The following is a 25,903-nucleotide window of genomic DNA, read 5'->3' on the forward strand; positions in this document are numbered from 1 at the left end:
CCACCACGCCCAGCGGGTGACGGTCCGTTCGCTCGGCCCGCTCGGACTGGCCGGGGGGCCGGGCGCGCACCGCCACCCCAGCCCCGAGCCCGCCCCCCCCCCCCGCCACCACGCCCCCCACCCCCCCGCCCCCCGCGGCCCCCGGGCGGGGCCGCGGTCAGGTCCGTCCGTCAGAGGTCCAGGTCGGGGTGGAGCCGGGCGACCGTCCACACGCGCCGACGGCGCAGGGCCAGCGAGGTGAGGACCAGGAACAGGACACCGAAACCCGCCAGAACGGCGATGTCCCGGATGACATGGGAGGACGGGCCGCCGCTGATCGTCACCCGGAGCCCGTCGACCAGGTAGGTCATCGGCAGGAAGGGGTGGACCGCCTGGAACGGTGCCGGGGTGGTCTGCATCGGGTACAGGCCGCCGGAGGCGGTGAGCTGCAGGATGAGCAGGACCAGTGACAGGACGTCGCCCGCCGTACCGAACGCCGTCCGCAGGCAGTGGTCGATGGCGATGAACGCGGCGGCGCCGACCGTGAGGAGCAGGACGGTCGTCCACGGGGCGGCGGCGTGCAGCCCGAGACCGGCGCTGACGACGCCGTAGAGGATCACGGCCCCGAGCACGCCCAGCGCCGCGGCCGGGAGCCAGCCCGCCACGGCGACGGTGGAGGCCCGGGTGCGGGCGGCCAGCGCCCGGGTGTTGACCGGTCGCAGGAAGAGGTAGGCGAAGAGGCCGAACACCCACAGCGCGATGCCGAAGAAGAACGGGGCCAGTCCGCGGCCGTACACGCCGGCCGGGTGGAGATTCGACCGGTCGATGGCGACGGGTGTCCCCAACACCTCGGCGGCGTGTTCCAGTTGGGCCGAGTCCAGGACGGGCACCTGCTTCTTCCCGTCGTCGATCACGGTGGCCAGGGTCGTGGCGCCGTTGTGGGCCTGGTCGGCGGCGGTCTGCAGCGCCACGGATCCCTGCTGAAGGGCGGACAGTCCCGTGGACACGGTGGCCGTCCCGGCGGCGATGCTCCGGGCGCCGGAGTCGACCAGGGCCAGCGGGGTCTGCGCGTTCTGGGCCGACTGCTGGACGGCCGCGGCCGTCCTCCGGAGACCGACGGCCTGCTGGAGCGCCGCGTGGGCGTTGCCGGCGGCGGTGGCGGCGTGACCGTCGATCTGCCCGGCCGCGGCGTCGGCCGCCGTCACGTCCTGTCGGAGGCGCTGGAACAGGGGGTCGTCGCCCAGTTCCGGGTGCGCCGCGGGCAGCTGGTCCAGGTCGGTCACCGCCTTGGCGGTTCCCTGCTTCACCGTCGACGTCGCGGTGTGGACGGCGTCCACGCCCTGGGTGACGAGGGTGGCCGCGCTCACCACGGCGTCGGCGGCCGCGCCCAGCGGCGGCGCGGCCTCGCCGAGGGCGGTGGCCGCCGCGTGCACCTGGGTCGTGGCCTGGCTCAGCTTCTGGGCGCCGTCGGCGAGCTGGGTGGAGCCGAACCGCAGCGTGGCGCTCGCGCCCGCGGCGGCTGAACTCCCCTGCTGGGCCACGGTGGTGGCGTTCACCAGCCCCTGGGCCGCCTGCGCCGCCGTGTCCAGCTTCCCGCCGATGTCCGCGAGCCGACCGTAGACGCCGCGGACGTAGGCCTCGTGCGCGGCGGAGTTGACCTGCTCCTGCAGCTTCGCTTCGACGACCTCGGTCATGACGCCCGCGATGTAGTTGTTCGCGTCGTTGAGCAGGATGTGGATCCGGGCCTGTTCGGGCCGGGTGTCGGGGCCGGTGGCGAGGCCGGCGCTGAAGTCGGCGGGGATCCGGATCGTGAACGCGTAGCGCCCGCGCTCCAGGCCGTCGCGGGCCGCGGCCTCGTCGACGAACGCCCAGTCGAACTGCCGTGAGGCCTTGAGCTCCGTCACCACCTGGGCGCCCGCGTCCACCCGCTGTCCCTGCCGGGTCTCGGCCGGGTGGTCCTCGTTGACCACCGCCACCGGGATGTGCCCCGTCTTGCCGTAGGGGTCCCAGTTCGCCCACAGGTACATGGCGCCGTACAGCAGCGGGACCAGGCACAGCACGAGCGGGACGAAGCGCCTCAGTGGGCCCCGAAAGCCGCGCAGCTCCAACACGGCCAGCCTGATCGCGGTCATGCGTCCTCCTCGCCCCGGCGCGCGCCGGTGCGCCCGCCGTCCGGTTCCCGCCGCCCGAGCAACCGCCACGACCGACGCGCCGACGCGTCTGTCCCGTCTGGCTCGGCCGGCTCGCCTGCCCCGTCCTCCTCGGCGGCCGGCGCCGGCCGCTCGGGCAGGTGGCTGCGGCGGGGCAGGGCCACCAGCACCGGCGCCGGGTCGAGGCCGGCACCGGAGGCGGGAGGGTCGAGGGCGCCCGCCACGACCGTGCAGCCCACCCGGCAGACCCGCCCCACGAGCTGCCAGGCCCGGACGCGCTCGTCCGCCGGGCAGCCGCGGTCCACGTCGTCCGCGACGATCACGGCGGGGCGCGTGGCCAGAGCGAGCGCGAGGGCCACGCCCAGTGCCTCCACCGGCGGCAGGTCCCGGACCAGCGTCCGGTGGTCCACGTCGACGCCGAGGACCGAGAACGCCTCCCCGAGCTGTGCTCTGCTCAGCCGGCGGCTCAACCAGCGGCGCTCGTCCACCAGTTCCCGCACCCGCAGATCCGGGTCCAGGCCCAGGGCGGGCTCCGCACGGGCCACCGCCACCAGGTCCCTGACACGACGGCCGTCGCGGGGCAGGACGTGCCCGCCCACCCGAACCGCTCCGCCGTCCAGCCGCATCCGCCCCGCGAGCGCGAGCAACGCCGTCGTCCGGCCCGAGCCGCCCGGCCCGTGGAGCACCAGCAGCCCGCCGGGTTCCACGCCCAGGTCCAGATTCTCGAACACCGCTCCCCGGGGCCCTCGCACGCTCGCTCCGCGCGCGACCACGTCCATGCCGGCAATCTCCACTCCCAGTGGGTAACCCGTCCGTGCCGCGCCATGTCTGTCAGACCGGTCACACTCCCGCGCCCGCGGACCGCGGGTCACCCCTCCCGGCCGGGCGGCGGGAGGGCGGACTGCCGGGCCGTGCACAAGCTGCCGACGGCACGGCGGAGTTGGGCGACCTCGCGGTCGGAGCACATCGGCCTCCCCGTAGCGCCATGGGCGGCGCGGCGAGCGCGAGGCTGTCGGCCGGCGGTCAGCCGTGCCCGTCGGCGCGGCCGAGGGGGTCGGGAGGGGGTCGGGTCACGGTCACCGCCCTGCCGCACGCGGACGCCCCGTTCGCGTACGCGAAGCTGCTCGGCGCCCGGGGGCCGCCGGACCACCACCCAGCGGCCCACGGGCCCGCGCGGTGCGGTACCTCCGCCCAGGCGTCACTCCGGCTCAGCAGGACCGCACCGGCTCAGGCCCCGCACGCCACGGCGCCTCGCCCTCCGGGCGACGGTCGGCCCGGCGGAAGTCCCCGGCCACCCGCCCGCGGCGCGGGCACTCCCCCGAATGGCAGGCCGGCACGGCCCGCCGCCCGGGTCGGCGGGCCGTGCCGGTCGGCAGCGGGGTGCGGCAGCGGCGCTCCGGGGGCGGTGTCCTCGTCCACGTGCGCGCGCAGGTACGCCTCGCGCAGCCCGGCGCGGGCACGGGCGGCGAGGGAGCGGACGCCGCTCGGGGTCATGCCCATCCGCTGGGCGACGGTGGCGGCCGGCTCGCCCTCCACCACGAAGCACCAGAGCAGCACCTGCCAGCGCTCGGGGAGGGACCCGTAGGCCCTGGCGACCAGCGCCGTCTCCTCGGCCGCGAGCAGCGCGCCGTCGGTCTCCACCTCGTCCGCCAGGCGCTCGGCCCATTCGGTGAAGTCCTCGGGCAGCACGACGCGGCCCCTGGTCCGCGCGCTCCACTCCATCGCGGTCCGGCGGACGACCGCCATCAGGTAGGGGCGCCAGGCGTGCCGGGGGCCGCGGCCGCGGGCGACGGAGGAGTAGGTGCTGGCGTAGGCCTCGGCGGCGAGGTCCTGGGCGGTCTGCGGGTCACGGCAGTAGCCGCGGGCGTAGGCGAGGACGGCGCCGTGGTGGCGGGTGAACACCTCGGCCATCACCTCCCGGACGCGGGATCCCCCGGTCCCGGTGGAGTCGGTGAGTACCGCCGAGAGTTCGGCGTCGCTCAGTGCGCTCAAACCCGTTTCACAAGCGCTGGCAGGAAGGGTCAACGTGTTCCTCCTCGGCTCTGTCCTTCTCACGGCGGGGAGTTCGCGGGCCTGGCCGACGGGACGGCCGGACGGGCCGGGAACGGGAAGTGGTGGCCGGATGAAGGGCATCGACGGCGGTCTGCTGCTGCGGCAGTCGGGACGGTGTGGCGGGAAGAGCCACAGCACACCAGTGCTACGGGTTTCAGGGCAACAGTTCCGGACACCGCCGGCCGCCCGGCGATTCCGGATCAGAATGTGTGGGATCTGTGTGTCGGGCGGCCCGGCGGTGCGCCGGTCCCCGCACGGGCCCCGCCGGTGGGTCCGCGGCCGCGCACCGGCATCCTGGCGAGGCTCCGTCGCGTGCGGCGTCCGGTGGATAACAGAAAAGTGCATAGGGCATTCGCATGGTGGAAAGCGCCGGTGGTGGTGGTGGTTCATGATGATGTGACAGGTCGACCGGCGGGTCGCCGGCTCCGACGACCGTCGAGAACAGGGCGAGGACTCCCGCCGGCGCGTGCCGGGGGAACCCTCGCCCTGTTGTCGTCGGTCGTCCGGTCTGTGGCCACCCGTCAGGCGGGGTGAACCCGGTCGGGTCTGCTACCCCCTGTCGGGTGGGTCGGTGCTTGTCGGGTCCGTTCTCCCCGGTCGGGCCTGCCGGCGCCGGTCGGGTGGGTCACGCTCGTCGGGTCTCCGGTCGCCGCTCACCCCCCGCCCACGGATACGTGTGCACCGCCGTGTTCGGCGCCGCCCACCACCGTGCCGCCGAGCAGCCCGTGCAGGAGGTCCGCCGTGGTGTCGGAGAGGACGACCACCCAGCCGTCGCCCACCAGGTAGGACCCCCCGTAGTCCTTGGCCTCCGACGTCCAGGCGTCCTGGGCGCGGGCGGTCGGGAAGCTGGCGATCCAGATCTCCTCGCCGTCCGAGACGCACATGCCCTGCCGGAGGTCGGCCGCGTCGGTGGTGATCTCGGCCGTGCAGCCGATCCGGCGGGCGAGCTCCTCCACCGAGCCCGGGTCGGGGCGCCGCGCCGCCTGTGAGGTTCCGGTCAACCCACCGTGACCCCAGAAGAGTTCGATGATGCCGAGCAGGAGGAGCAGGATCAGCGCGGCCCACCGGACGGCGGTGCGGTCGATGCGGGGCGGTACGGGGCCGGCGCCCTGGGCCCTCACTTGCCGGCCGGCTTGCCCTGCGGGTTGATGGCCGACCACAAGCCGTCGATCCCGTTCCCGAGCGCGTCACCGTAGCCCTGGTCGCCCGCGTAGTAGTACGCGGGAGTGCAGTTGATGCTCAGCTGCCAGGTGCCGTCCGGTCGCTGGAGCTTCCCGATCAGCTTCGGGTCCACGCCCTTGACCTTGTCGGGACTCACCGGCGGGGCGGGCGGCCAGGTCTTGAGGCACTGTCCCTCGCAGTTGGAGCGCATCGGCCAGGCGGTGTCCTTCCCGAAGTGGTACAGGGTCCGGCCCTGGCCGTCCACCATGACCTGGCCGAGCTGGGGGTTGTCGACGACCGAGATCTGCACCTGCCCCTGGTCCGGCTGGGCCGGCTTCGGCATCATGGTGGCCACGGGCGCGGCCGTGGCGGTGGCCTGGCCCGTCGGCGCGGCGGACGCGGTGGCCTCGGCACCGGGGGCCTTGACCTTCGTCCCGTCGGGCGCCATGGCGAACCAGGTGCCGCCCACGCCCTGGCCCTTGGTGTCGCCGGGCACGGTGTCCTGGGCGTAGCGGTAGGCGGGCCAACCGCCCACCGTCAGCTGCTGCGTGCCGTCGGCGCGGGTGACCTGGCCGAGCTTGTCCTGGTCGATGCCGGCGCCCGGCGCGGTGGTGCTGTCGTTGACGACGGGCGGCCAGGTGGCGGCGCAGGCACCGGCGCAGTTGGACAACGGCGGCTTGGCGGTGTCCTTGTCGAAGCGGTACAGCGTGAAGCCCTGACGGTCCGTCAGGACCGGGCCGAGCTGGCCGTCCGCTCGGACGACCAGCGCCCCGGCGGGCCGGCCGACGGCCCCCGCCCCGGGCGAGGCGGAGGCGGAGGCGGAGGCGGAGCCGTTGGAGCCGTAGTCGCTGTACGCGCCGGCCGGCGAGGGCGTCGAGCCGACCAGCTGGGCGGAGTCGGAACCCCCGGCGGACGGGCCGGCGTTGCTGCTGACGCTCCCGGTGGCCGCCATGATCACGAGGCCGGCCAGCAGGAGGCAGAGCGCAACGAGTCCGTATCGTTTCGTTGTCAAGATCTTCCTTGCCTTTCCATCGGTGGAGCCTGGGCTTTCGGGAAATCGCGGGTCAGGTGGGGGGAAGGGTGCGGTCCGGGGTGACGCGGAAGGCGGGGTGCGCGGCCCGCGCGACGCCGGACGGCGCTCGCTACTGGATGCGCAGTGCCAGCGCGGGGCAGCGGTCGACCGCCCGGGCCGCCTGCTGGAGCAGCCGCGGCGGGACGGCCATGACGCCGGCGGCGGGGAAGCCGTCCGCGCCCAGGCCGATCACTTCGGGCAGGACGCTGGTGCAGAGGCCATGGGCCTCGCAGAGCGTCCAGTCCACGACGATGCTGCCGGCGCTCTCCATGACCGGCATCGGGAGGACGCCCTGCACGGAGCGGCCGCAGCCGTACTGGTAGGAGTGCAGGTGCAGGTCTTCGTCGAAGACCTGCAACGCCGAGGCCAGGAACCGGGCGGCGGCGTCCGGGTGGCTGCAGGCACCGCGTCCGGTGACCGCCTTCATCCGGGTCTCGACCACCTCCAGGGCGGCCCGGCCGCCGCCCCGCACCACCTCCTCCAGCGCTGTGACCAGGGCGGGCAGTCCGAGATAGCACGGGCCGCACTGGCCGGCCGTCTCGTCGGCCATCCAGCGGGCGACCCGGAGCGCTTCGCCGAGCGGGCAGGTGGTGTACGGCAGCGGCAGGATCGCGCCGGCTCCGAGCGCCCCGCCGAGGCTCTGGAAGGAGTCCCGGGACACCACCGCCGCGGCGGCCGCCGCGGGGGTCAGCCACTTGCCGTGGTAGCCGCCGACGAGGACGCCCTGTCCGATCTCCAGGCCGAACATCGCCAGCAGTTCGGCGAGCGGGACGCCGGTGGGCGTCTCCACCACCTGGGAGCCGGCCAGGGTGAGCAGGACCGTCCCGGGTTCCGACGGAAGGCCGACCTCGCGGTAGGGCAGCGCCCCCAGCCGGGCGGCGACGGCGAGTTGCGCGTACGTCTCGGCGTTGGACAGCAGGGTCGGCATTCCCCCGACCCCGCTGTCGCTGGTCCGTACACCGCCGCCGCGCGGGAGGGCGATCCCGCTGGTGATGCCGCGGGCCAGCGCGCTCCCCTCGCCGGAGACGAAGCGCTCGGGCAGCCGGGTGACGCTGACCGCCGGCCTGGTGAGCCTGCGTTCGGCCAGGGCCTGCCGCAGGGACTGCTCGACGTCGACCCGGGTGACCCCGAGCACCACCTGCTCCGCGTCCAGCGCGGCGGCCGCCAGCAGCGCACCGTCCAGCACCAGGTGCGGGGTGCGCAGCAGCAGCGCGGCGTCCTTCAGACAACTCGGCTCTCCTTCCGTACCGTTGACCACCACGACCGGGCGGCCCCTGCGCCGGGCGGCCGCTTTGACGACGGCCCGGATCTTCCTGGCGAACGGGAAGCCGGCCCCGCCCCGGCCGCGCAGGTTGACGTTCTCGGCCAGGTCGGCCAGTTCGTCCGCCGGCATCGTCGTCAGCCGGTCGTGCACCAGCAGGTGCGAGCGGTAGTCCAGCCGTTGGTCGTGCTCCAGGCCCGCGAACAGGACGGGCCGGCCGAGCCAGGCGATGGGTGCGCCGGTCATCCGTCCGACCACCGCCGAGCGGATCCGGTGCCGGCCGGCGGCCGTCCGTCCGTCTCGGGCCGGACCGGGACGGTGCTCCGGCGCGGCGAACCGCGGTCCTGGAAGGCCAGCCGCAGTCCGAGCGCGACGACCACGCCGGCCACCGCGGCGGTGTAGAGGACGGACACCCAGGGGGCGGGCAGCCGCCCGGCGTTGAGCCCGTGCACCAGCGCGGCGCCCCAGGCGGGGTAGGCGCAGATGTGCACGATCCGCCACCGGCTCGCCTCGCCGGTCCTGGCCAGCACCCCGCGGGCCGCCCCGCCGAGGGCCACGGCCAGCAGCAGGTAGCCGGCCAGGACACCGAGTCCGAGGATGACCGGCCGGTGCGGGTCGGCGAACGGCACGAAGGCCGAGAGCGCGCCGATCTGGTCCTGGATCAGGTTCATCCAGACGTGCAGGACGAGGAAGACCACACCCGCGACGCCCATCGTCCGGTGCACCGCCTGCGCGGCGAGCCGGTGCACCGGGTGCAGCAGCAGCCGGTCGGTCGCCGCGAGGCCCCACAGGACGGCCGCGGAGAAGGACACCAGGGCGAGGACCCCGGCGGCCACCCCGAGGAAGGCCCGCAGCGCGCCGTTGACGACCACGGCCGTCACGCCCAGCGCCACCGCCAGCAGCGGCAGGAACGACCACACCGTGTCCGCGGTCCGGCCGCCCGCCTCGGGCCGGTCCCCAGTGGCGCGGTCCGCCGCCTGGTCACCGCGGCGCCCCCGCGACGGCCCCTCGGCCGAACGCCGGGACCGGCGTCCTTGCCCTGTCGACATTCCTGTGTCCTCCTGCTTCGTGCGTACTGCGGTCCGGTGGGGTGTGCCGCCCGGGTCGGGCCGGCGCCGGGCGGGCCGCGCGGGGCGCCGGAGTCCGCCCCGGTGGCAACCCAGGTGGCGGCCCGTGCGGTCGTCAGCAGCGGCGTCCCTCGTTGACGCAGCTCGCCATCTGGTCGAGCAGGCTCTGGTCCATCACGTTGATGAAGTCCCCGTGGTCGGTGATCGCGTTGTGGAGCTGCTCGGGAAAGCTGTCGACGGCGATCCGGACCCCGGACGGCACCTCGTAGGTGACCCGCTCCACGAGTTGGGCGATCGTCCGGAAGTTCTTCGGGCAGCCGCCGCTCGCGTTCGAGAAGGCCGTGTGGGAGCGGTGGTTGGCGCTGTCGACGTTCCTGCCGTCCCAGCAGTCGGGGAACTTCAGGGTCCGCACCACCCGGCTGCCGCCGGGGCAGACCGGGTACTTGTCGACGAGCTGCCGGTCCTCGAACCCGGTGCAGCTCCACGAGGCGTGCGCGTTGACCGGTCCGTTGGTGAGGGCCTTGGCGTCGCCGGTGATGATCCGCAGGAAGCGCTTCATCGGCTGGACCCTGTTCCCGTTCGGGGAGCTGTAGGTGATCCCGACCTCGGCCGGCTGCAGGATGGTGCCGCGGTTGCGGTCCTTACCGCCGCCCGGCGCCTGGAAGTCGCTCTCCTGGGCGCCGTCGAGCAGCCGCAGCACCGGCCAGTAGTAGGTCGACTGGTCCCCGTTGGAACAGGTGGTGCCGGCGGCTGCGAGCCTGTCGTTGCTGGAGAACGCGCTGGTGGCGCGGTTTCCGACGTAGTCGTGCATGTGGTGGGCTCCGTTGCTCACGCCGGGGGCCACGATCACGTTGTCGGGGTTGAGGTGGCGGTTCCCGTTGCGCCCGCACTGCGAGGTGAGGGTACCGGTGGCAGGGCCGGTCCGGGTGGGCTTGACGACGTTCGGCGAGACGGACCTGATGTCCACGTAGCCGCGGCCGGGTGCGGGCTGCTTCACGTTCGGACCCTTCACCTCGGCCGTGCCGTTCTGGCCCGCCGGGGCGTAGTCACGGGTGGAGGCGTCGACCACCAGGTCGCGCCGGATCGAGCAGTTCGCCAGCCCGGTGAGGTCCGCGGGGAGCCCGGAGTCCGGCCCGGCCTTGGCCGACAGGTTCCGCAAGGTGGTCGAGCGCTTCTCGGCCAGCGCGCCCATCACCTTCTGCTCGCCGCCCCCGGAGCCGGGCTCGGCGAGGGTCTGGTAGGCGTCCGCCACCTGGACGTCGAGGTCGGCGAGGTCCCGGTCGACGTCCTCCTGGGCGTCCTCCGGCACCGCGGCCAGGGCCGCACCGACATCGCCGCAGGCGACCGTACCGACCTGGGCGGCGGCCGACTGCGACCGCGAGGGCCGCTGGCCGGCGAACGCCGCGGCGGCGAGCACGGACACGCCGCTCACGGCCAGCACCCCGGCCAGCAGCAGGGCCAGTGCCCTCCGCCGTGACCTGCCACGTTTGTGGACCTTCATCATCGCACCCTCGAAACGGGATCGGGCCTGTCGGACAGGCCGTGGACGGTCTCTTCTGCTGCAGGTGTCTAACGCTGGGTTCCGGCGGGCGCCGGGACCGGCGCCGAGGCCGGCGAGGACGTGGCGGCCGGCGGACCGGTGAGGTCGCCGAACTTCACCAGCCGGGTGTCCTCCAGGACCGTCATGTGGTCCAGCACCGTGGAGTTGGCCATGGTCGCCAGGTCACGCACGGTGGAGTTCTGGGTACTGGCGCGTACCTGGGCGACGACGGCGAAGACCTGGCCGTGGGCGCCGCGCAGGATGTTCGCGAACTGCCGGTCGAAATCGGCGCCCTGAGCGTCGTTCAGTTGTTTGAGCCAGGCCTGCTGCTGGGCGGAGGGCTGGTCGGGCACCTCCAGGCCCAGGGTCCGGGCGGTGTCCAGGGTGGCCCGGTCGAGTTCCGTGTGGCCGTCGACCAGGTGCTGGCCGGCGGTCCTGACCTCGGTGCTGCCGCCCTTGGCGAGGGCCATCCGGCCGGCCGGGATCTCCCACAGCCCAGCCAGTCTGACCCGTTTGACGAAGTCCCGGTCGAGTGGTGTCAACGGCCCGGTCGGGGTCTGCAGCGTCCCCGGCACCTCGTCCGCGCGGGGACTGCGGTACGAGCCCGCCGATCGCACCATGGGGACCACCAGGGCGGCCGCCGTGGAAATCATGGCCACGATCACGAGAAGAGTGGCGAACGAGCGTGGAAGCCGGCTCACCTTGGGAATACCCAGGGGAGCCTTTCCGGGTCCGCGCTTCTTCCTCGAAGATGACATCGGGTTTCCTCATCATGCCGGACTGGGCGAGCACGCCGGCCCGCCACCGGAATCGGTTGAGGACGGCCGGTGGCCGCGGTGAACACTCGACGAAACGCGGGTCCGTCGGTGGGAGAATTCATCGACGGCGGACGGAGTTCCGCGGTCGCAGGTCCCGGTCGAACGTCACGGAATCTGGAAGGAGAGCGGGGAGGGGGTCAGGCGCGGCCAGGGCCCGCCGACCGCCGGGCACGGTCGGCGGGCTCGGGCGGCCGGCGTGGGACCGGCTCCCCGGGATCGTCACCGGGCAGGGTCGGAGCGTGCACGGCGACTCCTTCCGTGTGGTGCCTCGACGGCGCCGCCTGCGACGGGCACCGGGCCGCGCGGCGTCGGCGGCCGGGTGGCGCGAGTGGGGCGAGTGGGGCGGGTATCCGCCGCGTGGGAGCGTCGGACGGGGAATGCGTGGCCGGTCGACCACCAAGGCTCGGGCGCACCGGATCTCCTCCCGGGAACTGCCGGCCTACGGTCAGGCCGGTCGTGAGGAAGAGAGGCGCGAAACGAGGTTTCGTCCCGCTCCTTTTCCCATTCTTTACCCTCCGGAAGAGGTCGCCCGCGTTCCCGCGAAGGCTGCCGCAACCCGTCCGACCGGACGCCGGGGCAGCTCAGAAGGCCCAGAACGGGTGCGCCGCCAACCCGATCCGGCCGCACGAAAAAGACGTCTCCGCCGTGACGCGGCCCGTCGCACGGTACATTGCCCTACCGGCCAGGCCCGCGAGGCGCCGCGCCGCCCCTGTGTCCCTTACCTCCGGACGCGAGCGAGGCCACGATGCGACTCAACCTCAACCAACTGGCGATCTTCGTTCAGGTCATCGAATGCGAGGGGTTCTCGGCTGCGAGCCAGGTCCTGTTCCTGAGTCAGTCGTCCGTCTCGAAACAGGTGCAGAACCTGGAGATCGCCCTGCGGACCCAGCTGGTCGACCGCTCCGGCCCGAGGATCCGCCCCACCCTGGCGGGCACGGTCCTGCTGGCGCAGGCCAAGGAGGTGCTGACGCTGGCGGACCAGGCCGTCCATGCCGTCCAGGCGGCCGCGCTCCTGGGCGGGGAGCCGCTGACGATCGGCAGCACCAGCACCATCGGCGGGCACTTCCTGCCGTCGGTCCTGCTGGAACTGCGGCACCGGGAGCCGGCCTTGCAGCTCAGCGTCGCGGTCGGCACCGGCGGGCAACTCGCCGAGGCCCTGGAGGAGGGCCGGACCGGCATCGCGCTGACCGGCGTCCCGCTGCCACCCGGCGGCCGGTACCGCTCGGAACCGCTCCTCGGCGAGGAGATGACGCTGATCTGCCCGGCCGACCATCCGCTGGCGGGCCAGGAGCTCACCCCCGCCGACCTGGCGGACGAGACCTTCCTGCTGCGGGAGTGCGGGTCGCAGACGCGCCGCCAGCTCACCGACCTCCTGCAGAGCTGGGAGCTGGCCGGCGCACCGACCCTCGACCTGTGGGGCACCGAGGGCATCAAGGAGGGGGTGCGGATCGGCCTCGGGGTGGGACTGGTGCCGCGCCGGTCGGTCCGGCTCGAACTCCGGCACGGGGTACTGGCCGAACTGGCCGTCAGCCCGGCGCCCGAGGCCCGCACGGTGACGGTCAACTGGACCCTGGCCCGGCCGCTGACGGCGTACGAGCAGATGCTGCTGCCGCTCCTGCGGGAGGTGACCCGGGCCCCGGACCACGACCGGTCGACGCCCCGGGGACGCGGCGGCGGAGGTGCCGTCAAGCGCCGATCGCCCCCTCAGAGCCGCCGGTCGGAGCAGCACGAAGTGATCGGCCGGCCGTGCCATGACGCCCTCCCCGCCGTGGCGTCCGGGGCCGTCCCACCCCGGGAAGGGCACCCACCAGCCACGGACGGCCCCGCCGAACAGCCGCCCGCCGCGGCCCCCGGCATCGAGCGCCGGCTCGAACGGGCCCTTCAGTACGGCAGGGGGCCGCGCCCGGCGCGCACCTGACCCGGGGGGAGGACCCGGGGGCTCCGCGTGCCGAGGGCGGATCCTCCGGGCGGTGGTCAGTGCGCCTTTCGGTGGGTCCGGCGGGTGGCGCTCCTCATCCGGAGCCGGTAGGCGAGGAGGAGTCCGGCGATGAGCAGGGTGCTGCCGGCGGCCACGACCAGCGGGGTGCGGCTGGAGGAGGCGGTGTGCGCCAGGACGTCGTCGTGGTTGTCCCGGTCCGTGTCCGTGTCCGCCTGGGCGGAAGCGTCGGCCACGGTCGGGGACGGGGTGGGGGACGCCGTCCCGGGTACTGCCGCTCCGGTCGTGGCGGCCGGGGTCCGGACCGACGGCGGGGTCGTGCCCTCCCCCCCGTGCCACTGGGACACGGCGGTCTGGGCGTCGAAGGACGTCCAGTCCTGCGGCATGCGGTGCGGGGACCCACGCCGGGGAGGGTGACGCGGACCCCCGCACCCGGCTCTCTCCGGACGCGCCTTCAGGCGCTGCGCGCCGGCGGCCCCTCGGTTACCTCGAACACCTGGTCCGTGCCGGTGACGTCGAGCAGCCGGACCACCTGGTGCGAGGGGCGGGCGAGAGCCAGGAGAGTCCCGCGCTGCTCGGCCTGCAGGCGGGCCCGGAGCAGCTCGTTGAGGCCGCTGGAATCGCAGAACGGGACCGCCGACAGGTCGACGAGCACCACGGACGGGGTCGGGGTGCGTAGCAGGACCCGGTTGAACACGGCATGCAGGACGTCGACTTGGTCGATGTCCAGGTCCCCCGAGACCTCGATCACAGGCCCGGTACCGGTCTCCCGGACGACGGCCGCGATCTCACGCCCTGGGGTATCGCTCACGGGGGCCCCTCTTTCCGCTGTCTCGCATCGCATGGACACGACGATCCTAGAGGGGGTCCGGCCGCTGGTGATCCGGCGAAGCCTCTGCCCACCGCCCCGTCTCGTCAGTGATCGAGGGCGGGGTGGGCGATCCCCGCCGGGGCCGGCGGCGGTGGCGGCGGGCCTGCCGTCTACCCGCGGGCACGCTGCCACACACCCGTCCGACTCGACCGGATGCGGCCGTCCGCCGTCCGGACCTCCGCGAGCCCGGGCGTCCGGAGGCCGGCGCCCCGCTGGTCAGGGCAGAGGCGTGCCGCCGGTGGCGTTGACGATCTCGGCGGTGATGTACGAGGACTCCTGGGAGGCGAGGAAGACGTAGGCGGGGGCCATCTCGGCGGGCTGGGCGGCGCGGCCGAGCGGGGACTGCTCGCCGAAGTGCGCCACCTTCTCCTCGTCCATCGTCGCCGGGATCAGCGGCGTCCACACCGGGCCGGGCGCGACGGCGTTCACCCGGATGCCGGCGGGCGCGAGTTGCCCGGCCAGGCCCTGGGTGAACGCGACGATCGCGGCCTTGGTCATGGCGTAGTCCAGGAGGTGGGGGCTGGGCTTGTACGCCTGGACGGAGGCGGTGTTGATGATCGAGGCGCCTTCGCGCAGGTGGGGCAGGGCAGCCCGGGTAGTCCAGAACATCCCGTACAGGTTGGTCCTCATCACCCGGTCGAACTGGTCGGTGGTGATCGCGGCGAGGCCGTCGGGCTGGGACATCTGGTAGGCGGCGTTGTTGACCAGGATGTCGAGGCGGCCGAACACGTCGACGCAGCGGGCCACCAGCTCGGCGCAGAAGTCCTCGTCGCGCAGGTCGCCCGCGACGGCGAGGGCGCGCCGCCCGGCGTCCTCGACCAGCCGGGTGGTCTCCGCCGCGTCGGCCTCCTCCTCGGGGAGGTGGCAGAAGGCGACGTCGGCGCCCTCGCGGGCGAAGGCGAGGGCGACGGCGCGGCCGATGCCGGAGTCGCCGCCGGTGATCAGCGCGACGCGGCCGGCCAGCCGGCCGGCGCCGCGGTAGCTGTCCTCCCCGTGGTCGGGGCTGGGGCGCATGGTCTCACCGCTGCCCGGGTGGGGCTGGGACTGCTCGGGGAACGGCGGCTGCGGCTGCTGGGAGGTGGGGTCCTGAGGGGTGTGCTGGTCGCTCATCACGGCGGATCCGGTGCTCCTTCGGAGTGGGTGCGTCGGGTTCGGGGCGAGTCTGGCCCCCTGCGGGGCCGATCGCGCGGTGGGACGGGCCGTGCGGGTGGTCCGCGTGCGCCGCCCGGGTGTCCGCGGCGGCGCACGGGGTACACGTGCGCCCGACCACGGGCCGACTACCCCGGAAAGGAACGCGCATGGACGCGATCGTGCTGCTGAAGGAAGACCACAAGACCGTCGAGAGCCTGTTCAAGGCCTTCGAGAAGGCCGGCGACCGGGCCTTCGCCGAGAAGCGCCGGATCGCCGACCAGGTGATCGAGGAGCTGACGGTCCACGCCGTCGTCGAGGAGGAGGTCTTCTACCCGGCCGCCCGCGAGGCCGCGCCCGACACCAAGGACCACGTGCTGGAGAGCGTCGAGGAGCACCACGTCGTCGTGTGGATGCTCTCCGAGCTGGCCGGCATGGACCCGGAGGACGAGCGGTTCGACGCGAAGATGACGGTGCTGATGGAGAACGTCCGCCACCATGTCGAGGAGGAGGAGAAGGAGTGGTTCCCCGAGGTCCGCAAGGCGATGGGCCGCAACCGCCTGGTCGAACTCGGCGAACAGCTGGAGGAGGCGAAGAAGTCCGCCACCCGCGACCCCCTCAAGGTGCCCAGCGCCACCGCGTGACGGGCGCGCGAGGGGTACGGGAGCGTGTCGTCGCCGTCGACGGTGAGAGGTTCCGCTGCTTCTGCTGCCAGGGCGTCCCCCACTGGAGCCGTCCGCCTGGAAGCAGGACGTCACCGTCTGCACCGACCGCGTCAAAGCGGCCAAGGAGGCCTTCGCCGCCGGCGCCAGCGCCGGTGTCCCGAACATCGACGTCGCCCCGTCGCTCCCCCACCGGGTGCCCCCGGGCCGCGAAGCAGGCTGTGGCCGCCGGGAGATCCGGCGACCACAGCTGGTGAAGCGTTGCCTCGACCCTCCCCTACTTCAGGTAGGGACCGTCGGTGCCGATCTTGCCCGGGGCGGCGTTCTTGCCGCCCCGGTCGAGGACGTAGACCCGCAGGTTGCCCTTCCCGGGGGCGGCGATCGCCAGGGTGCCGTCGGCGACGACCTTGACATCGCCGGAGACGGCGTCCTGGTAGGTGCCGTTGGGGATGCCGGTGAAGGTGGCGCCGTCGGTGACGGAGACCAGGGCGAAGGAGTCGACCCCGCTGGTGGCGTCGCTGTAGCGGCGCTTGAAGGACATGCCGCCGCCGTTGACACCCTCGGTGGAGTACTGGCCCATCTGCAGGGCGGGGACCGCCCGGCGGATCTGGTTGAGCCGCTGAACCTGCTTGACCAGCGGCTGCTGCAGCGTGGTGGCCACCGCCCCGCTCGCACTCGACACCACCGAGAAGTCGGAGGCGGTGACGCTGCCCTCGACGTGGTCGCCGTAGTAGGCCCGGCCGGTGGTGGCCAGCGGGCAGGACGGGCCGCAGTCGATCTGCTTGCCGGCCTGGAACTCGATCTCGGAGCCGTAGTACAGGGTCGGGATGCCGCGGAAGGTCCACATCAGGGCCATGTCCTCGGCCCAGGCGTCGGTGCCGCCGGTGTACCGGACGCTGGACTTGTTGGGTCCGTAGTCGTGGCTGTCGACGTACACCACGTTGTAGGTCGCGTCGTTGGTGGAGTCGTCGGAGTCCTTGCCGTTGTTGAAGGCGTTGTGCGCGTCACCGAAGTTCATGTGCATCCGCATGTCGATGATGTTCATGCCGGAGAACTTCGAGTGGTCGGGCGCGTGGTAGGTGTTGCCGTCCAGGAAGGCGTTGGTGGACGTCGGCTGGTTGCCGGTGCCGAGCTGCTCCTCGTAGGTGTACTGGTCGAGGGCGGCCTGCACGTCGTTGCTGGTGTAGTCCGTGCGCTCCTTCCAGGTGTAGAACTGCGCGGAGTGGTTGACCGAGCCGCGGTTCCACTTGTCGTTGACGAACGCGGCGACCTCGCCGAAGACGAAGAAGTTCTGCGCCTTGGCCGGCCCCCAGTCCTGCGTGACGCGCTGCTGGATGGCCGGCAGGAAGCGCCGGTTCCAGGTGACCCGCGGGACGTGCACGGCGGTGTCGACGCGGAAGCCGTCGACACCCATGTCGATGTACTTGTTGTACGCGCCGATCAGGTAGTTCTGGACCTCGGCGTTCTCGGTGTTGAAGTCCGCGAGGTCGTCCGCCAGCCAGCAGGAGCGCGAGTCCTCGCCCTCCCAGTTGCCGATCCAGCACTGGTGGTAGTACTTGGACGGGAACATGCCCGAAGTGGGGTTCGGCCACTGGCAGTTGTAGATGGTGTAGCCCTCGGGGCTCTTGTACTGCGTCGGGGTGCCCCAGCCGACGCAGGTCTGGCCGGCGGGCTGGGTGGAGGACCAGAGGTCGCCGTTGTAGTACGACTTGCCGGTCTTCGGGTCGATGGTCAGGCCGTCGTACTCGAAGCCGGCTTCCTTATCGTCGTAGTACCAGGACCACTGGGAGTCCCGGACGCCGTAGACGGTCGGGACGAACAGGCCCTTGGCGCCCCAGCGGGAGCTGTGGTTGTAGACCACGTCCTGGTAGATCTTGACGCCCTTGGCGTGGGCGGCGTTGATCAGGTCCTGGTAGGACGCCCCGGCGGACTCCAGGCGCGGGTCGACCTTGTAGAAGTCGTAGCCGTGGTAGCCGTGGTAGTCGTAGTCGGAGCGGTTCAGCACGACCGGGGTGATCCAGATCGCGGAGAAGCCGAGGCCCTTGATGTAGTCGAGCTTCTGGACGAGGCCCTTGAAGTCGCCGCGGAACATCGGGTCGTTGTTCGCCGCGTTGCCGGAGGCGACGTTCTGGCTGCCGCCCCGGTCGTTGGACGTGTCGCCGTCGTAGAACCGGGCGGTCAGCACGAAGTAGATCGGGTCCTTGCGCGGGTCGGTCCCGATCATCTCGCCGGCCTTGGCGGGCGGCGGGGCGTCACCGGTGGTGGCGACCGCGGCGGCCGAGGCCGCCGAGACGTTCCCGGCGGCGTCCAGGGCCTTCACCGTGTAGGTGTAGACGGTGCGCGGCTCCAGGCCGGTGTCGGAGTAGACCGTCGAGCCGGCATTGATCACCGAGGTGCCCTTGGTGCCGCCGGTGCGGGTCATCTGGTAGCCCGTCACCCGGGTGTCGTCGGTGGACGGCTCCCAGGTCAGCACGATGGACGTGTCGGTGGCGGAGGCGTTCACCGAGCCCGGCACGCTCGGCGCGGTGGTGTCCGGCTTGACGCCCGCGCACGGGTCGGCGGTGTTCGCCGTGACCGTGCTGTTCTGCACGGTGCTGATGCCCGCCGGGACGACGTAGTTGTTGCCGTTGTTGTTGTCCCAGGCGCCGGCACCGTTGTTGAAGGTGGCCGCCAGTCCGTTCGCGGTGCCCAGGGCGACGGTCTTCTTCACCCAGTCCGTACAGGCCGCCTCCATCGCGACGCCCGGCACGGTGGTCCAGGTGCCGCCGTTGGGGGCGTAATGCAGGTCGTAGGCCGACCAGTTGCGCGACTTGGTGTAGTAGTAGACCGTCGTGCTCGCGCCCGCCGGGGACTGGCTCGGGGCCGGGCCGGGCGAGGCGCTGCCGCCTCCGTTGTCGGCGCCGCACGGGTCGCTGTGGGCGATCACGCCGTCCTTGACCACCACCGTGCCGGTGCCCAGGGCGTAGTTCTTGCCGCCGTTGCTGTCCCAGGTGCCGGCGCCGTTGTTGAACGTCGCCTGCAGGCCGCTGGCGCTGCCCAGGTCGACGGTCTTCTTCACCCAGTCGGTGCAGGCCGCCTGCATGGCGGTGCCCGGCGTGGCGGTCCAACTACCACCGTCCGGAGCCCAATGGAGGTTGTACGTCGACCAGTTGTGGGTCTTGGTGTAGTAGAAGACGGTGGCGGTGTTGCTGCCGGTGGCCGTACTGGCCGTCGTCGCCGCGGTCGCGGCCGTGTCGAGTGGAGCAGAGGACAGCAGACCGGCGGTCAGGGCCGCCGCCGCTGTCAGGACGGCGACTGTGGAGCGCCGCCGGTGCCGTGCTCGTCCGGTCAAGGGAGAGTCCCTCGGTCATGGCCGCAGGCGGTGGGGGCTGCCTTGCGGCAGGGGGTGGGTGGGGCCACTTGCGCAAGAACCTGCAAGAGCTTCCAGGAGGTTACTGACGCATGACCGGGCTGTAAAGGCTTCCCGGCCGCCTGTGAACACCGGCATAGCGTCACAAATCCTCCGTTCCGCGGCCGGATCTTTCGCGCCCGACGCCGGCCCGAGCCCGGGGAGCCGTTCGGGGCGCCGCACGCGGGGTGGCGCGGGGCCCGAGCCCCGGGGGTTCGTTCCGCCCGCGCGGTGTCAGGGCCGCGCGGGACCGGACCGGCGCCGGATCAGGGCAGCGGGGCGCCGCGGGCGGCGATCCACAGCTCGTACCACTCCTCGTGGCTGAGCTCCGGCTCGCGCAGCACGGCGTCGCGGCAGGCCGCGATGCGGTCGGGGCGGGCGGTGCCGATGACCGGCGCGATGCCGGCCGGGTGGCGCTGGAGCCACCACAGCACGATCGTCTCCGGCGTCGTCCCCCTGCGCTCGGCGAGCCTGCCGACGAGTTCACCGGCCGGCGTCGGCTCGCTGCCGGTGAAGCGGCCCCTGGCCAGGGCGCCCCAGGCCTGGAGCCGGATCCCGTGGGCGGAGCAGTACTCGACCGTCCCGTGCGGGAAGCCGTTCGAGGCGGCGGCGGAGGTGTTGACCAGGACGCCGGCCTCGACCCAGTCCCGGCGGTCCAGGCTCATCTCCAGCTGGTTGACGACCAGGGGCACGTCGAGCACCGACTGGAGCCGGGCGATCTGCGCGGCGCTCATGTTGGACACGCCGAACCGCCGTACCAGGCCCTGCCGGTGGAGCGAGCCGAGGGCTTCGGCGATCTCCTCCGGGCCGGCCAGCGGGTCGGGCCGGTGCAGCAGCAGCACGTCGAGGCTGTCGGTGCGCAGCCGGGTCAGGCTCTCCTCCACCCGTCGGAGGATGCTCGGCCCCCGCAGGTCGTAGTGGCCCGGCCGCCCGCCTTCGGGGAGCCTGATGCCGCACTTGGTCTGCAGGGTGATGCGCTGCCGCAGGCCGGGGGTGCGGGCGAGCACCTCGCCGAAGACCGCCTCGGACTTGCCGTACCGGTAGATGTCGGCGTGGTCGAAGGCGGTGATCCCGGCGTCCAGCGCGGCCCCGACCGCCGCCTCGGCGTGGTCGATGTCCGTCGCCGTGTACGGGCTGTCGTCCCAGCTGCCGCCGAGGCCCATGCACCCGTACAGGACGCGGTCGGCGGTGGCCCCGGTCATGCCGCTCCCCCGATCAGGTCCGCCAGCATCTCCGCGACGGCGAGCACCGGAAGCTGGGTGTTCGCCGCCGGGACGGTCGGCAGGACGGAGGCGTCGACGATTCGCAGGTTCGCCACGCCGCGCACCCGGGCCTCGCCGTCGACCACCGCCAGGGGGTCGTCCGGCGCTCCCATGGCGCAGGTGCCGACGGGGTGCCAGTAGGTGCCGAGCCGGCCGCGCAGGTCCTGGTCGGACAGGTCCCGGGCGGGGTGGCCCCGGACCGGACCGGCCAGTGGCTTCAGGGCCGCCGTCGCGGCCATCCGCTCGACGATCTCCAGGCCCGAGCGCAGGACGGCGAGGTCGCGGCCGCCTTCGTCGGTGAGGAAGCCGGGGTCGATCTCGGGGGCCGCGGCGGGGTCGGCGGACGCCAGCCGCACGGTGCCGCGCGAGGCCGGTTTCATGACGAAGGCGGAGATGCCCGCCTCGTACCGGCCCGGCGGGAGCTTGCCGAACAGCGGCGGGCCGGCGACGGGAAGGATGTGGAGGTCCCAGGAGTCGTCCGGGCAGAGTTCGCCGGCCGCCCGGACCAGCATCCGGCTGACGTACAGGTCGCCGTCGGCCTCCTTCGCGGCGAGCGCCGCGTTCAGCTCGTCGGTCGGGGCCAGCGGCACGAAGACGCCGGGCTGGTCGGTGAGGTTCGATCCGACCCCGGGGAGGTCGATCTCGGGGCGGATGCCGACCGTCCGCAGGTGGTCCGCCGGGCCGACCCCGCTGCGCATCAGCACGGCGGGCGAGCCGAAGGTGCCGCAGGCCAGCAGGTAGGCGTCGGCGACGAGGGTCTCGTGCCGGCCGCCGATGTCGACGCGGACGCCGCGGACCCGGCCTGCGCCGATGTCCAGCCGGTCCACCGCGGCTCCGGAGAGGACGGTCAGGTTGGGCCTCGCGCGTGCCGCGTCCAGGTAGGCGAAGGCGGCGTTGTGGCGCACTCCGTCGAGGGCGTTGAGCAGGGGCGTGCCGTAGCCGGGCCCGCCCGGGGTGCCCATGTCCACCTCCCGGAAGCCGAGTTCCGCGGCCGCCGCCAGGGCGGCGCGGCTCCACGGCGAGAACTCGCGCTCCGGTACCCGGCGCAGGCCCATCCGTTCGACCGCCGCGAGGCGGTACGGCTCCAGCGCCGCGGCCGTCCAGCGCGGACCGCCGGTCCGGGCCCACTCGGCGTGGTCGGCCTCGGATCCCCAGGTGTTCCAACAGCCGTTGATGCAGGAGGAGCCGCCGAGGACGCGGGCGCGGATGCGGTGCGCCGGGGCGTGCCGCTCCCACACCTCCTCGCGCGGCAGGGCGCGGGCGTTCAGCACCTTCGCCGGCCAGTCCTGCCGGTCGGGGCCGAAGTCGGGACCGGCCTCGACCAGGCAGACGGTGCGGTCCGGGTCCTCGCTCAGACGGGCCGCCAGCACGCAGCCGGCCAGTCCCCCGCCGAGGACGATCACGTCGTAGCCGGCCGGTGTGCCGGTCACGCGCCCGCTCCCGCTGCCGCGGCGTCGAGTTCGGCGAGGCGGGCGAGGAGTGCGTCCCGGCCGATGGAGTCGGTGCCGGTCGCCGGCACGGTGCAGGCGTAGGCGCCGGCGATCGCGCCGTACCGGGCGCAGCGCGCCGCCGGCTCACCGGACAGCCAGCCGAGCAGGAAGCCCGACGCGAAGGCGTCGCCCGCGCCGTTGGAGTCGATCACCGGTGCGGGCGGGGTGGCGACCGGCACGTGGGTGATCTCCCCGTCGGCGAGCAGGTACGCGCCCTCGGCGCCGGCGGTGGCGACGACCACCCGGGCCCGGCCGCGTTCGGCGATCTGCCGCATGGTCCGCTCGGGGTCCGCCAGGGCGGTGGTGGACACGAACACGACGTCGGCCTCGTGGGCGAACGGCTCGTGGTAGGGGTTGGTGCCGTCCCAGTTGTGCAGGTCGGTGGAGACGGTCAGGCCGGCCTCGCGCAGCAGCGGCAGGGCGAAGGCGCAGGGATAGGTGATCGAGACATGCGCGTGGCGGCTCACCGCGGCCAGCGCCCGGACGGTCTCCTCGGGCAGCCGGTCCGCCTCGTGCGAGCGGCTGTCGTCGTAGAGCGACAGGCGCCGCCCGTCGGGGCCGACCAGGTTGACGGCGCGCTTGGTGCCGCCCGGCAGCGGGACCTCGGTGAGCGGGATCCCCCGGTCGCGGTGCAGGGCCCGGATCAGGTCGCCCGCGTGGTCGGCGCCGATCATGTCGAGGTGGTGGGTGCGCAGGCCCAGCGCGCTCAGGCCGAGGGCGACGAAGTCGCCGGTCTGGCCTGCCCGCATCTCGATCCTGGGCACCATGTAGCTGTCGGCGAACGGGAGCGGCAGCTCGGGCACGTACACGATCGTGTCGACACCGGCGCCTCCCAGGACGAGGACGTCTGTCTCGGTGCTCATTGAGATTCCTCTCGGACGTAGGGTCCGGGTGGCGGTGGCCGTGGGCCCCGACCCGGTGGTGGGCCGCTCCCCCGACGGGCGGGTCGGCGGGGCGGTGCGGCGGACGGGCAGGGTCCCGCGGACGGCTCCGGCGTGAGCCGTCACCCGGTCGAACGCGGGGCCGCCCGGGACGTCACGGGGCGGCCGGCAGGTCCCGGTAGACCTCGGCGACGGCGCGGGGGCCCGGCAGGGCGGCCAGCTCCTCCAGGGTGAGCGGCCGGCCGGCCGGATCGGCCACGGGCAGCCGCCAGTTGGGGTACTCGTCGACCGTGCCGGGCAGGTTCTGCGGGCGGCGGTCCCCCACCGTGTCGGGCAGCCAGACGCCCAGCAGCTTCGCTGGGGTGAGCGCGAGGAACCGGTGCAGGCCGAGCACCTCCCGGCTCGGCACCTCCCGGCTCGGCACCTCCGAGCCCGGCACCTCCCGGCCCGGCACCTCCCCGGTCGGCGGGCCGGGTTCGCCGGGTGCGCCGAGTGCGCCGGCCCGCTCCGCCTCGGCGAGCCAGCCGGCGCTCTCGGCCGCCGCCGCGGCCGCGGCCTGCTCCACCGGTTCGGCGAGCAGGCCGAGCTTCTCGTGCAGGCCGACGTGGTCACCGTCCAGCCAGGCGGCGGTGCTGGGCAGGTCGTGGGTGGTGAGGGTGGCCAGGCAGCCGTCGCGCCACTCCTCGGGCGGGAGCGGACCGGAGCGCTGTTCCGAGCCCCCGAGGTACTCGAAGCGCAGCACGGACGTACCGAGGATCCCCCGGTCCGTCAGCTCCTCGCGGACTCCCCGCTCGACGGTGCCCAGGTCCTCGCCGATCACCATGCTGCCGGCCCGGTGCGCCTCCAGGGCGAGTACACCCAGCATCGCCTCGTGGTCGTACCGGACGTAGGCGCCCTCGGCGGCCCGCGCCCCGGCGGGTACCCACCAGAGCCGGAACAGCCCCATGATGTGGTCCAGCCGCAGTGCGCCGGAGCGGTGCAGCGTGCCGCGCAGCACCTCGGCGAACGGCGCGTACCCGGCCTCGGCGAGCGTGTCGGGCCGCCAGGGCGGCAGGCCCCAGTCCTGGCCGTGCGGGTTGAAGTCGTCGGCCGGGCAGCCGACCGTCATGCCCTCGGCGAGGTAGCGCCGCAGGCTCCAGGCGTCCGCGCCCTCGGGATCGACGCCGACCGCCAGGTCGTGCATGAGCCCGATGGCCATGCCCGCCGCGGTCGCGGCCCGCTGCGCCTCGCCGAGCTGTTCGTCGACCAGCCAGGCGACCCGGCGGTGGAACTCGATCCGGCCGGCCAGCTCGCGCCGGGCGGCGGCGACGTCGGGCCCGTCGGGGCTGCGCAGCCCGGCGGGCCACGACCGCCACCGGGTGCCGTGCACCTCGGCGAGGGCGCACCAGGTCGCGAAGTCGGTCAGCCCCGGCCCCTCCGTGTCGGTGTACCGCCGGTAGGCGGCCTGCCGGGCCGCGTCGAGCGGTACCCGGTGGAGGAGTTCCAGGGCGCGGAACTTGAGGTCGCGGACGGCCGCCCGGTCGATCAGTGCGCCGGTGAGGACGGCCTCGCGCAGTCGGCCCCCGCTCGCGGCCAGCTCCTCGACGGCGGCCCGGTCGGCGGGTGACAGGGCCGCGTACTCGGGTACCGCCTCGATGCGCAGGTTCATCGGGTCGGGGTAGCGCCGGCTGCTGGGCCGGTACGGGGACGGGTCGGGCAGCGGGCCGGGCACGTACGCGTGGAGCGGGTTGAGCTGGACGAAGTCGGCGCCGAGGGCGCCGGCCCAGCGGCCCAGGTCGGCCAGGTCGCCGAGGTCGCCCATGCCCCAGGAGCGCGTGGAGAGCACCGAGTAGAGCTGGGCCAGGAATCCCCAGCCGCGCCCGGCGGGACCGGCCAGCCGGGTGGGCGCGACCAGCAGCGGGGCGGCCTCCCGCCGGCCGGCCCGCTCGGCGTGGAGGGTGTGGCGGCCGACCGGGAGTTCGGCGAGGTCCGTGCCGAGGTCGCGGACGGGCCTGGTCCGGCCGTCCTCGGTCTCGACCAGCAGGTCGGTGCGGGGCGGTGTCCGCAGGTCGGCGCGCGGGCGTCCGGAGCGGAGCACGACGCTGGGCGGGAGCAGGCGCTCGGCGAGGGCGCGCCGGCGCTCGGACAGGGCCGCCCGGACGGAGCCGCCGGTGGCGGCGTCGACGCCCAGGGCGGCCAGCACGGCCCGCAGCGTGTCCGGGGAGGTCTCGATCCGTCGGCCGAGGTCGGTGGTCCAGTGGGTGGAGACGCCGTGCAGTTCGGCCAGTTCGGACAGCTCACGCGTGGGCGACATCGGTCGGGCTCTCCCGTCGGTCGGTGGTGGATGGGGCGGCGGCGGGCCGGTCGGCGGCGGGTCGGCCGGCGTCGGGCGGGAAGTACCGTTCGAGCACCACCGCGACCCCGTCCTCCTCGTTGCTGGGGGCCGTTTCGTCCGCGCGGCGCCGGAGTTCGGCGTGGGCGTTGCCCATGGCGACCCCGTATCCGGCCCACTCGATCATCGGGATGTCGTTGGGCATGTCGCCGAACGCGATGGTGTCGGCGGGGGTGAAGCCGAGCAGGGCGGCCGCGGCGGCCAGTCCGCTCGCCTTGCTGACTCCGGCGGGGAGCAGTTCCACCAGCCCCTCGCCCGAGTGGGTGACGGCGACCTCGTCCGCGCAGACCCGTCGGGCCAGCGCGGCGAGCTCGTCGTCGCCCAGGTGGTCGTGCCGGATCAGCACCTTGTCCACGGGCCGCGCCCAGAGGTCGTCCGGGCTCTCGGCCAGCCGCCAGCCGTGCCGCAGACGGCTCTCGAACCCCGGTGTGACCAGGAAGTCCCCGGCCAGGCCGGCGGTCACCACCGCGAGCCGCAGCGGCCCCGCCTGCTCGGCGATGCGCGCGACCAGCGGTCGCACGGTCGGACCGTGCAGGCCCTGCGAGGACAGCAGCCGGTCGGCGCCGACGTCGTAGAGCTGGGCGCCCTGGCCGCAGACCGCCAGTCCCCGGTAGTCGAGTCGTTCCAGCAGGGTCCGGCAGCCGGCCGCGGCCCGGCCGGTGACCACCAGGTGGAGGGCGCCGGACGCCTCGGCCCGCGCGAGCGCGGCCCGCGTCCGGGCGGAGAGGCTGAGGTCGCCGCGCAGCAGGGTGCCGTCCAGGTCGGTGGCGACCACCCCGAAGGGCGGCGGACGGCGGCGGGTGGGTGCGGTCAT

General features: G+C 73.8%; 20 protein-coding genes. 2 read left to right on the forward strand and 18 right to left on the reverse strand.

Features of this window, described 5'->3' with window-relative positions:
* Positions 1 to 170: 170 nt before the first annotated feature.
* The 9 genes from ACFWA9_RS12850 to ACFWA9_RS12890 all read right to left on the reverse strand — a co-directional run bounded on the left by ACFWA9_RS12850 (position 171) and on the right by ACFWA9_RS12890 (position 10,935).
* Positions 171 to 2,111 carry a YhgE/Pip domain-containing protein gene (locus tag ACFWA9_RS12850; protein ID WP_380386279.1) on the reverse strand — a complete coding sequence of 647 codons (1,941 nt, stop codon included), beginning with the start codon at positions 2,109 to 2,111 and terminating at the stop codon, positions 171 to 173.
* Positions 2,108 to 2,860, reverse strand: a complete 753-nt coding sequence (locus ACFWA9_RS12855) for an ATP-binding cassette domain-containing protein (RefSeq protein ID WP_380386282.1) — start codon at positions 2,858 to 2,860, stop codon at positions 2,108 to 2,110. Before ACFWA9_RS12855 ends, ACFWA9_RS12850 begins: the two co-directional genes overlap by 4 nt.
* Before the next feature lie 496 nt (positions 2,861 to 3,356).
* Complete coding sequence (locus ACFWA9_RS12860; RefSeq protein WP_380386285.1) at positions 3,357 to 4,121, reverse strand: RNA polymerase sigma factor; 765 nt, start codon at positions 4,119 to 4,121, stop codon at positions 3,357 to 3,359.
* A 713-nt stretch (positions 4,122 to 4,834) separates the two neighbouring features.
* On the reverse strand, positions 4,835 to 5,302 hold the full coding sequence (locus ACFWA9_RS12865; RefSeq protein WP_380386287.1) for a hypothetical protein: 468 nt from the start codon (positions 5,300 to 5,302) through the stop codon (positions 4,835 to 4,837).
* Positions 5,299 to 6,354 carry an SCO0930 family lipoprotein gene (locus ACFWA9_RS12870; protein ID WP_380386290.1) on the reverse strand — a complete coding sequence of 352 codons (1,056 nt, stop codon included), beginning with the start codon at positions 6,352 to 6,354 and terminating at the stop codon, positions 5,299 to 5,301. The genes ACFWA9_RS12865 and ACFWA9_RS12870 overlap by 4 nt, the downstream gene beginning before the upstream one ends.
* A 130-nt stretch (positions 6,355 to 6,484) precedes the next feature.
* Positions 6,485 to 7,921, reverse strand: coding sequence for an NADH-ubiquinone oxidoreductase-F iron-sulfur binding region domain-containing protein (locus ACFWA9_RS12875; RefSeq protein WP_380386293.1), 1,437 nt, complete (start codon positions 7,919 to 7,921; stop codon positions 6,485 to 6,487).
* Positions 7,918 to 8,595, reverse strand: coding sequence for a hypothetical protein (locus ACFWA9_RS12880; RefSeq protein WP_380386295.1), 678 nt, complete (start codon positions 8,593 to 8,595; stop codon positions 7,918 to 7,920). Before ACFWA9_RS12880 ends, ACFWA9_RS12875 begins: the two co-directional genes overlap by 4 nt.
* Positions 8,596 to 8,857: 262 nt before the next feature.
* A complete protein-coding gene (locus tag ACFWA9_RS12885; RefSeq protein ID WP_380386298.1) occupies positions 8,858 to 10,243 on the reverse strand; it encodes a DUF1996 domain-containing protein in 1,386 nt (461 codons plus the stop codon).
* A gap of 68 nt (positions 10,244 to 10,311) precedes the next feature.
* Positions 10,312 to 10,935: a DUF4142 domain-containing protein gene (locus ACFWA9_RS12890; protein WP_380386301.1), complete on the reverse strand. Its 624-nt coding sequence runs from the start codon at positions 10,933 to 10,935 to the stop codon at positions 10,312 to 10,314.
* Positions 10,936 to 11,845: 910 nt separating this feature from the next.
* Here ACFWA9_RS12890 and ACFWA9_RS12895 point away from each other — a divergent pair.
* The gene (locus ACFWA9_RS12895) at positions 11,846 to 13,018 is read left to right on the forward strand and encodes a LysR family transcriptional regulator (RefSeq protein ID WP_380386303.1); all 1,173 of its coding nucleotides are present in this window, start codon (positions 11,846 to 11,848) and stop codon (positions 13,016 to 13,018) included.
* Positions 13,019 to 13,074: 56 nt separating this feature from the next.
* Here the strand turns inward: ACFWA9_RS12895 and ACFWA9_RS12900 are convergent, their stop codons facing one another.
* The 3 genes from ACFWA9_RS12900 to ACFWA9_RS12910 all read right to left on the reverse strand — a co-directional run bounded on the left by ACFWA9_RS12900 (position 13,075) and on the right by ACFWA9_RS12910 (position 15,017).
* Complete coding sequence (locus ACFWA9_RS12900; RefSeq protein WP_380386305.1) at positions 13,075 to 13,272, reverse strand: hypothetical protein; 198 nt, start codon at positions 13,270 to 13,272, stop codon at positions 13,075 to 13,077.
* 218 nt (positions 13,273 to 13,490) lie between these two features.
* Positions 13,491 to 13,847 carry an STAS domain-containing protein gene (locus ACFWA9_RS12905; protein WP_380386308.1) on the reverse strand — a complete coding sequence of 119 codons (357 nt, stop codon included), beginning with the start codon at positions 13,845 to 13,847 and terminating at the stop codon, positions 13,491 to 13,493.
* Between the two features lie 276 nt (positions 13,848 to 14,123).
* On the reverse strand, positions 14,124 to 15,017 hold the full coding sequence (locus ACFWA9_RS12910; protein WP_380386311.1) for an SDR family oxidoreductase: 894 nt from the start codon (positions 15,015 to 15,017) through the stop codon (positions 14,124 to 14,126).
* Positions 15,018 to 15,205: 188 nt separating this feature from the next.
* Between ACFWA9_RS12910 and ACFWA9_RS12915 the strand changes: the two genes are divergently transcribed.
* Positions 15,206 to 15,679 (forward strand): hemerythrin domain-containing protein, encoded by a 474-nt coding sequence (locus ACFWA9_RS12915; RefSeq protein WP_380386314.1) that lies wholly within the window; start codon positions 15,206 to 15,208, stop codon positions 15,677 to 15,679.
* 295 nt (positions 15,680 to 15,974) lie between these two features.
* Here ACFWA9_RS12915 and ACFWA9_RS12920 read toward each other — a convergent pair whose 3' ends face one another.
* The 6 genes from ACFWA9_RS12920 to ACFWA9_RS12945 form a co-directional block, all read right to left on the reverse strand.
* The gene (locus ACFWA9_RS12920; RefSeq protein ID WP_380386317.1) at positions 15,975 to 19,028 is read right to left on the reverse strand and encodes a carbohydrate binding domain-containing protein; all 3,054 of its coding nucleotides are present in this window, start codon (positions 19,026 to 19,028) and stop codon (positions 15,975 to 15,977) included.
* A gap of 323 nt (positions 19,029 to 19,351) precedes the next feature.
* On the reverse strand, positions 19,352 to 20,287 hold the full coding sequence (locus ACFWA9_RS12925) for an aldo/keto reductase family oxidoreductase (RefSeq protein WP_380386319.1): 936 nt from the start codon (positions 20,285 to 20,287) through the stop codon (positions 19,352 to 19,354).
* A complete protein-coding gene (locus tag ACFWA9_RS12930; RefSeq protein ID WP_380386322.1) occupies positions 20,284 to 21,777 on the reverse strand; it encodes a GMC family oxidoreductase in 1,494 nt (497 codons plus the stop codon). Before ACFWA9_RS12930 ends, ACFWA9_RS12925 begins: the two co-directional genes overlap by 4 nt.
* On the reverse strand, positions 21,774 to 22,700 hold the full coding sequence (locus ACFWA9_RS12935) for an adenosine kinase (RefSeq protein WP_352292724.1): 927 nt from the start codon (positions 22,698 to 22,700) through the stop codon (positions 21,774 to 21,776). Before ACFWA9_RS12935 ends, ACFWA9_RS12930 begins: the two co-directional genes overlap by 4 nt.
* Positions 22,701 to 22,872: 172 nt before the next feature.
* Entirely contained in the window at positions 22,873 to 25,011 is a 2,139-nt protein-coding gene (malQ, locus tag ACFWA9_RS12940) for a 4-alpha-glucanotransferase (RefSeq protein ID WP_380386325.1), read from the reverse strand.
* On the reverse strand, positions 24,995 to 25,903 hold the full coding sequence (locus ACFWA9_RS12945) for an HAD family hydrolase (RefSeq protein ID WP_380386328.1): 909 nt from the start codon (positions 25,901 to 25,903) through the stop codon (positions 24,995 to 24,997). The genes malQ and ACFWA9_RS12945 overlap by 17 nt, the downstream gene beginning before the upstream one ends.

The sequence above is a fragment of the Kitasatospora sp. NPDC059973 genome (assembly GCF_042737525.1).
Lineage (GTDB): Bacteria > Actinomycetota > Actinomycetes > Streptomycetales > Streptomycetaceae > Kitasatospora.

Excerpts from the sequence above, each read along its gene's own strand:
- ACFWA9_RS12850 (WP_380386279.1), bottom strand. The coding sequence starts at position 2,111 with ATGACCGCGATCAGGCTGGCCGTGTTGGAGCTGCGCGGCTTTCGGGGC.
- ACFWA9_RS12875 (WP_380386293.1), bottom strand. The coding sequence starts at position 7,921 with ATGACCGGCGCACCCATCGCCTGGCTCGGCCGGCCCGTCCTGTTCGCG.
- ACFWA9_RS12885 (WP_380386298.1), bottom strand. The coding sequence starts at position 10,243 with ATGAAGGTCCACAAACGTGGCAGGTCACGGCGGAGGGCACTGGCCCTG.
- ACFWA9_RS12890 (WP_380386301.1), bottom strand. The coding sequence starts at position 10,935 with ATGATTTCCACGGCGGCCGCCCTGGTGGTCCCCATGGTGCGATCGGCG.
- ACFWA9_RS12895 (WP_380386303.1), top strand. The coding sequence starts at position 11,846 with ATGCGACTCAACCTCAACCAACTGGCGATCTTCGTTCAGGTCATCGAA.
- ACFWA9_RS12910 (WP_380386311.1), bottom strand. The coding sequence starts at position 15,017 with ATGAGCGACCAGCACACCCCTCAGGACCCCACCTCCCAGCAGCCGCAG.
- ACFWA9_RS12915 (WP_380386314.1), top strand. The coding sequence starts at position 15,206 with ATGGACGCGATCGTGCTGCTGAAGGAAGACCACAAGACCGTCGAGAGC.
- ACFWA9_RS12925 (WP_380386319.1), bottom strand. The coding sequence starts at position 20,287 with ATGACCGGGGCCACCGCCGACCGCGTCCTGTACGGGTGCATGGGCCTC.
- ACFWA9_RS12935 (WP_352292724.1), bottom strand. The coding sequence starts at position 22,700 with ATGAGCACCGAGACAGACGTCCTCGTCCTGGGAGGCGCCGGTGTCGAC.
- malQ (WP_380386325.1), bottom strand. The coding sequence starts at position 25,011 with ATGTCGCCCACGCGTGAGCTGTCCGAACTGGCCGAACTGCACGGCGTC.
- ACFWA9_RS12945 (WP_380386328.1), bottom strand. The coding sequence starts at position 25,903 with ATGACCGCACCCACCCGCCGCCGTCCGCCGCCCTTCGGGGTGGTCGCC.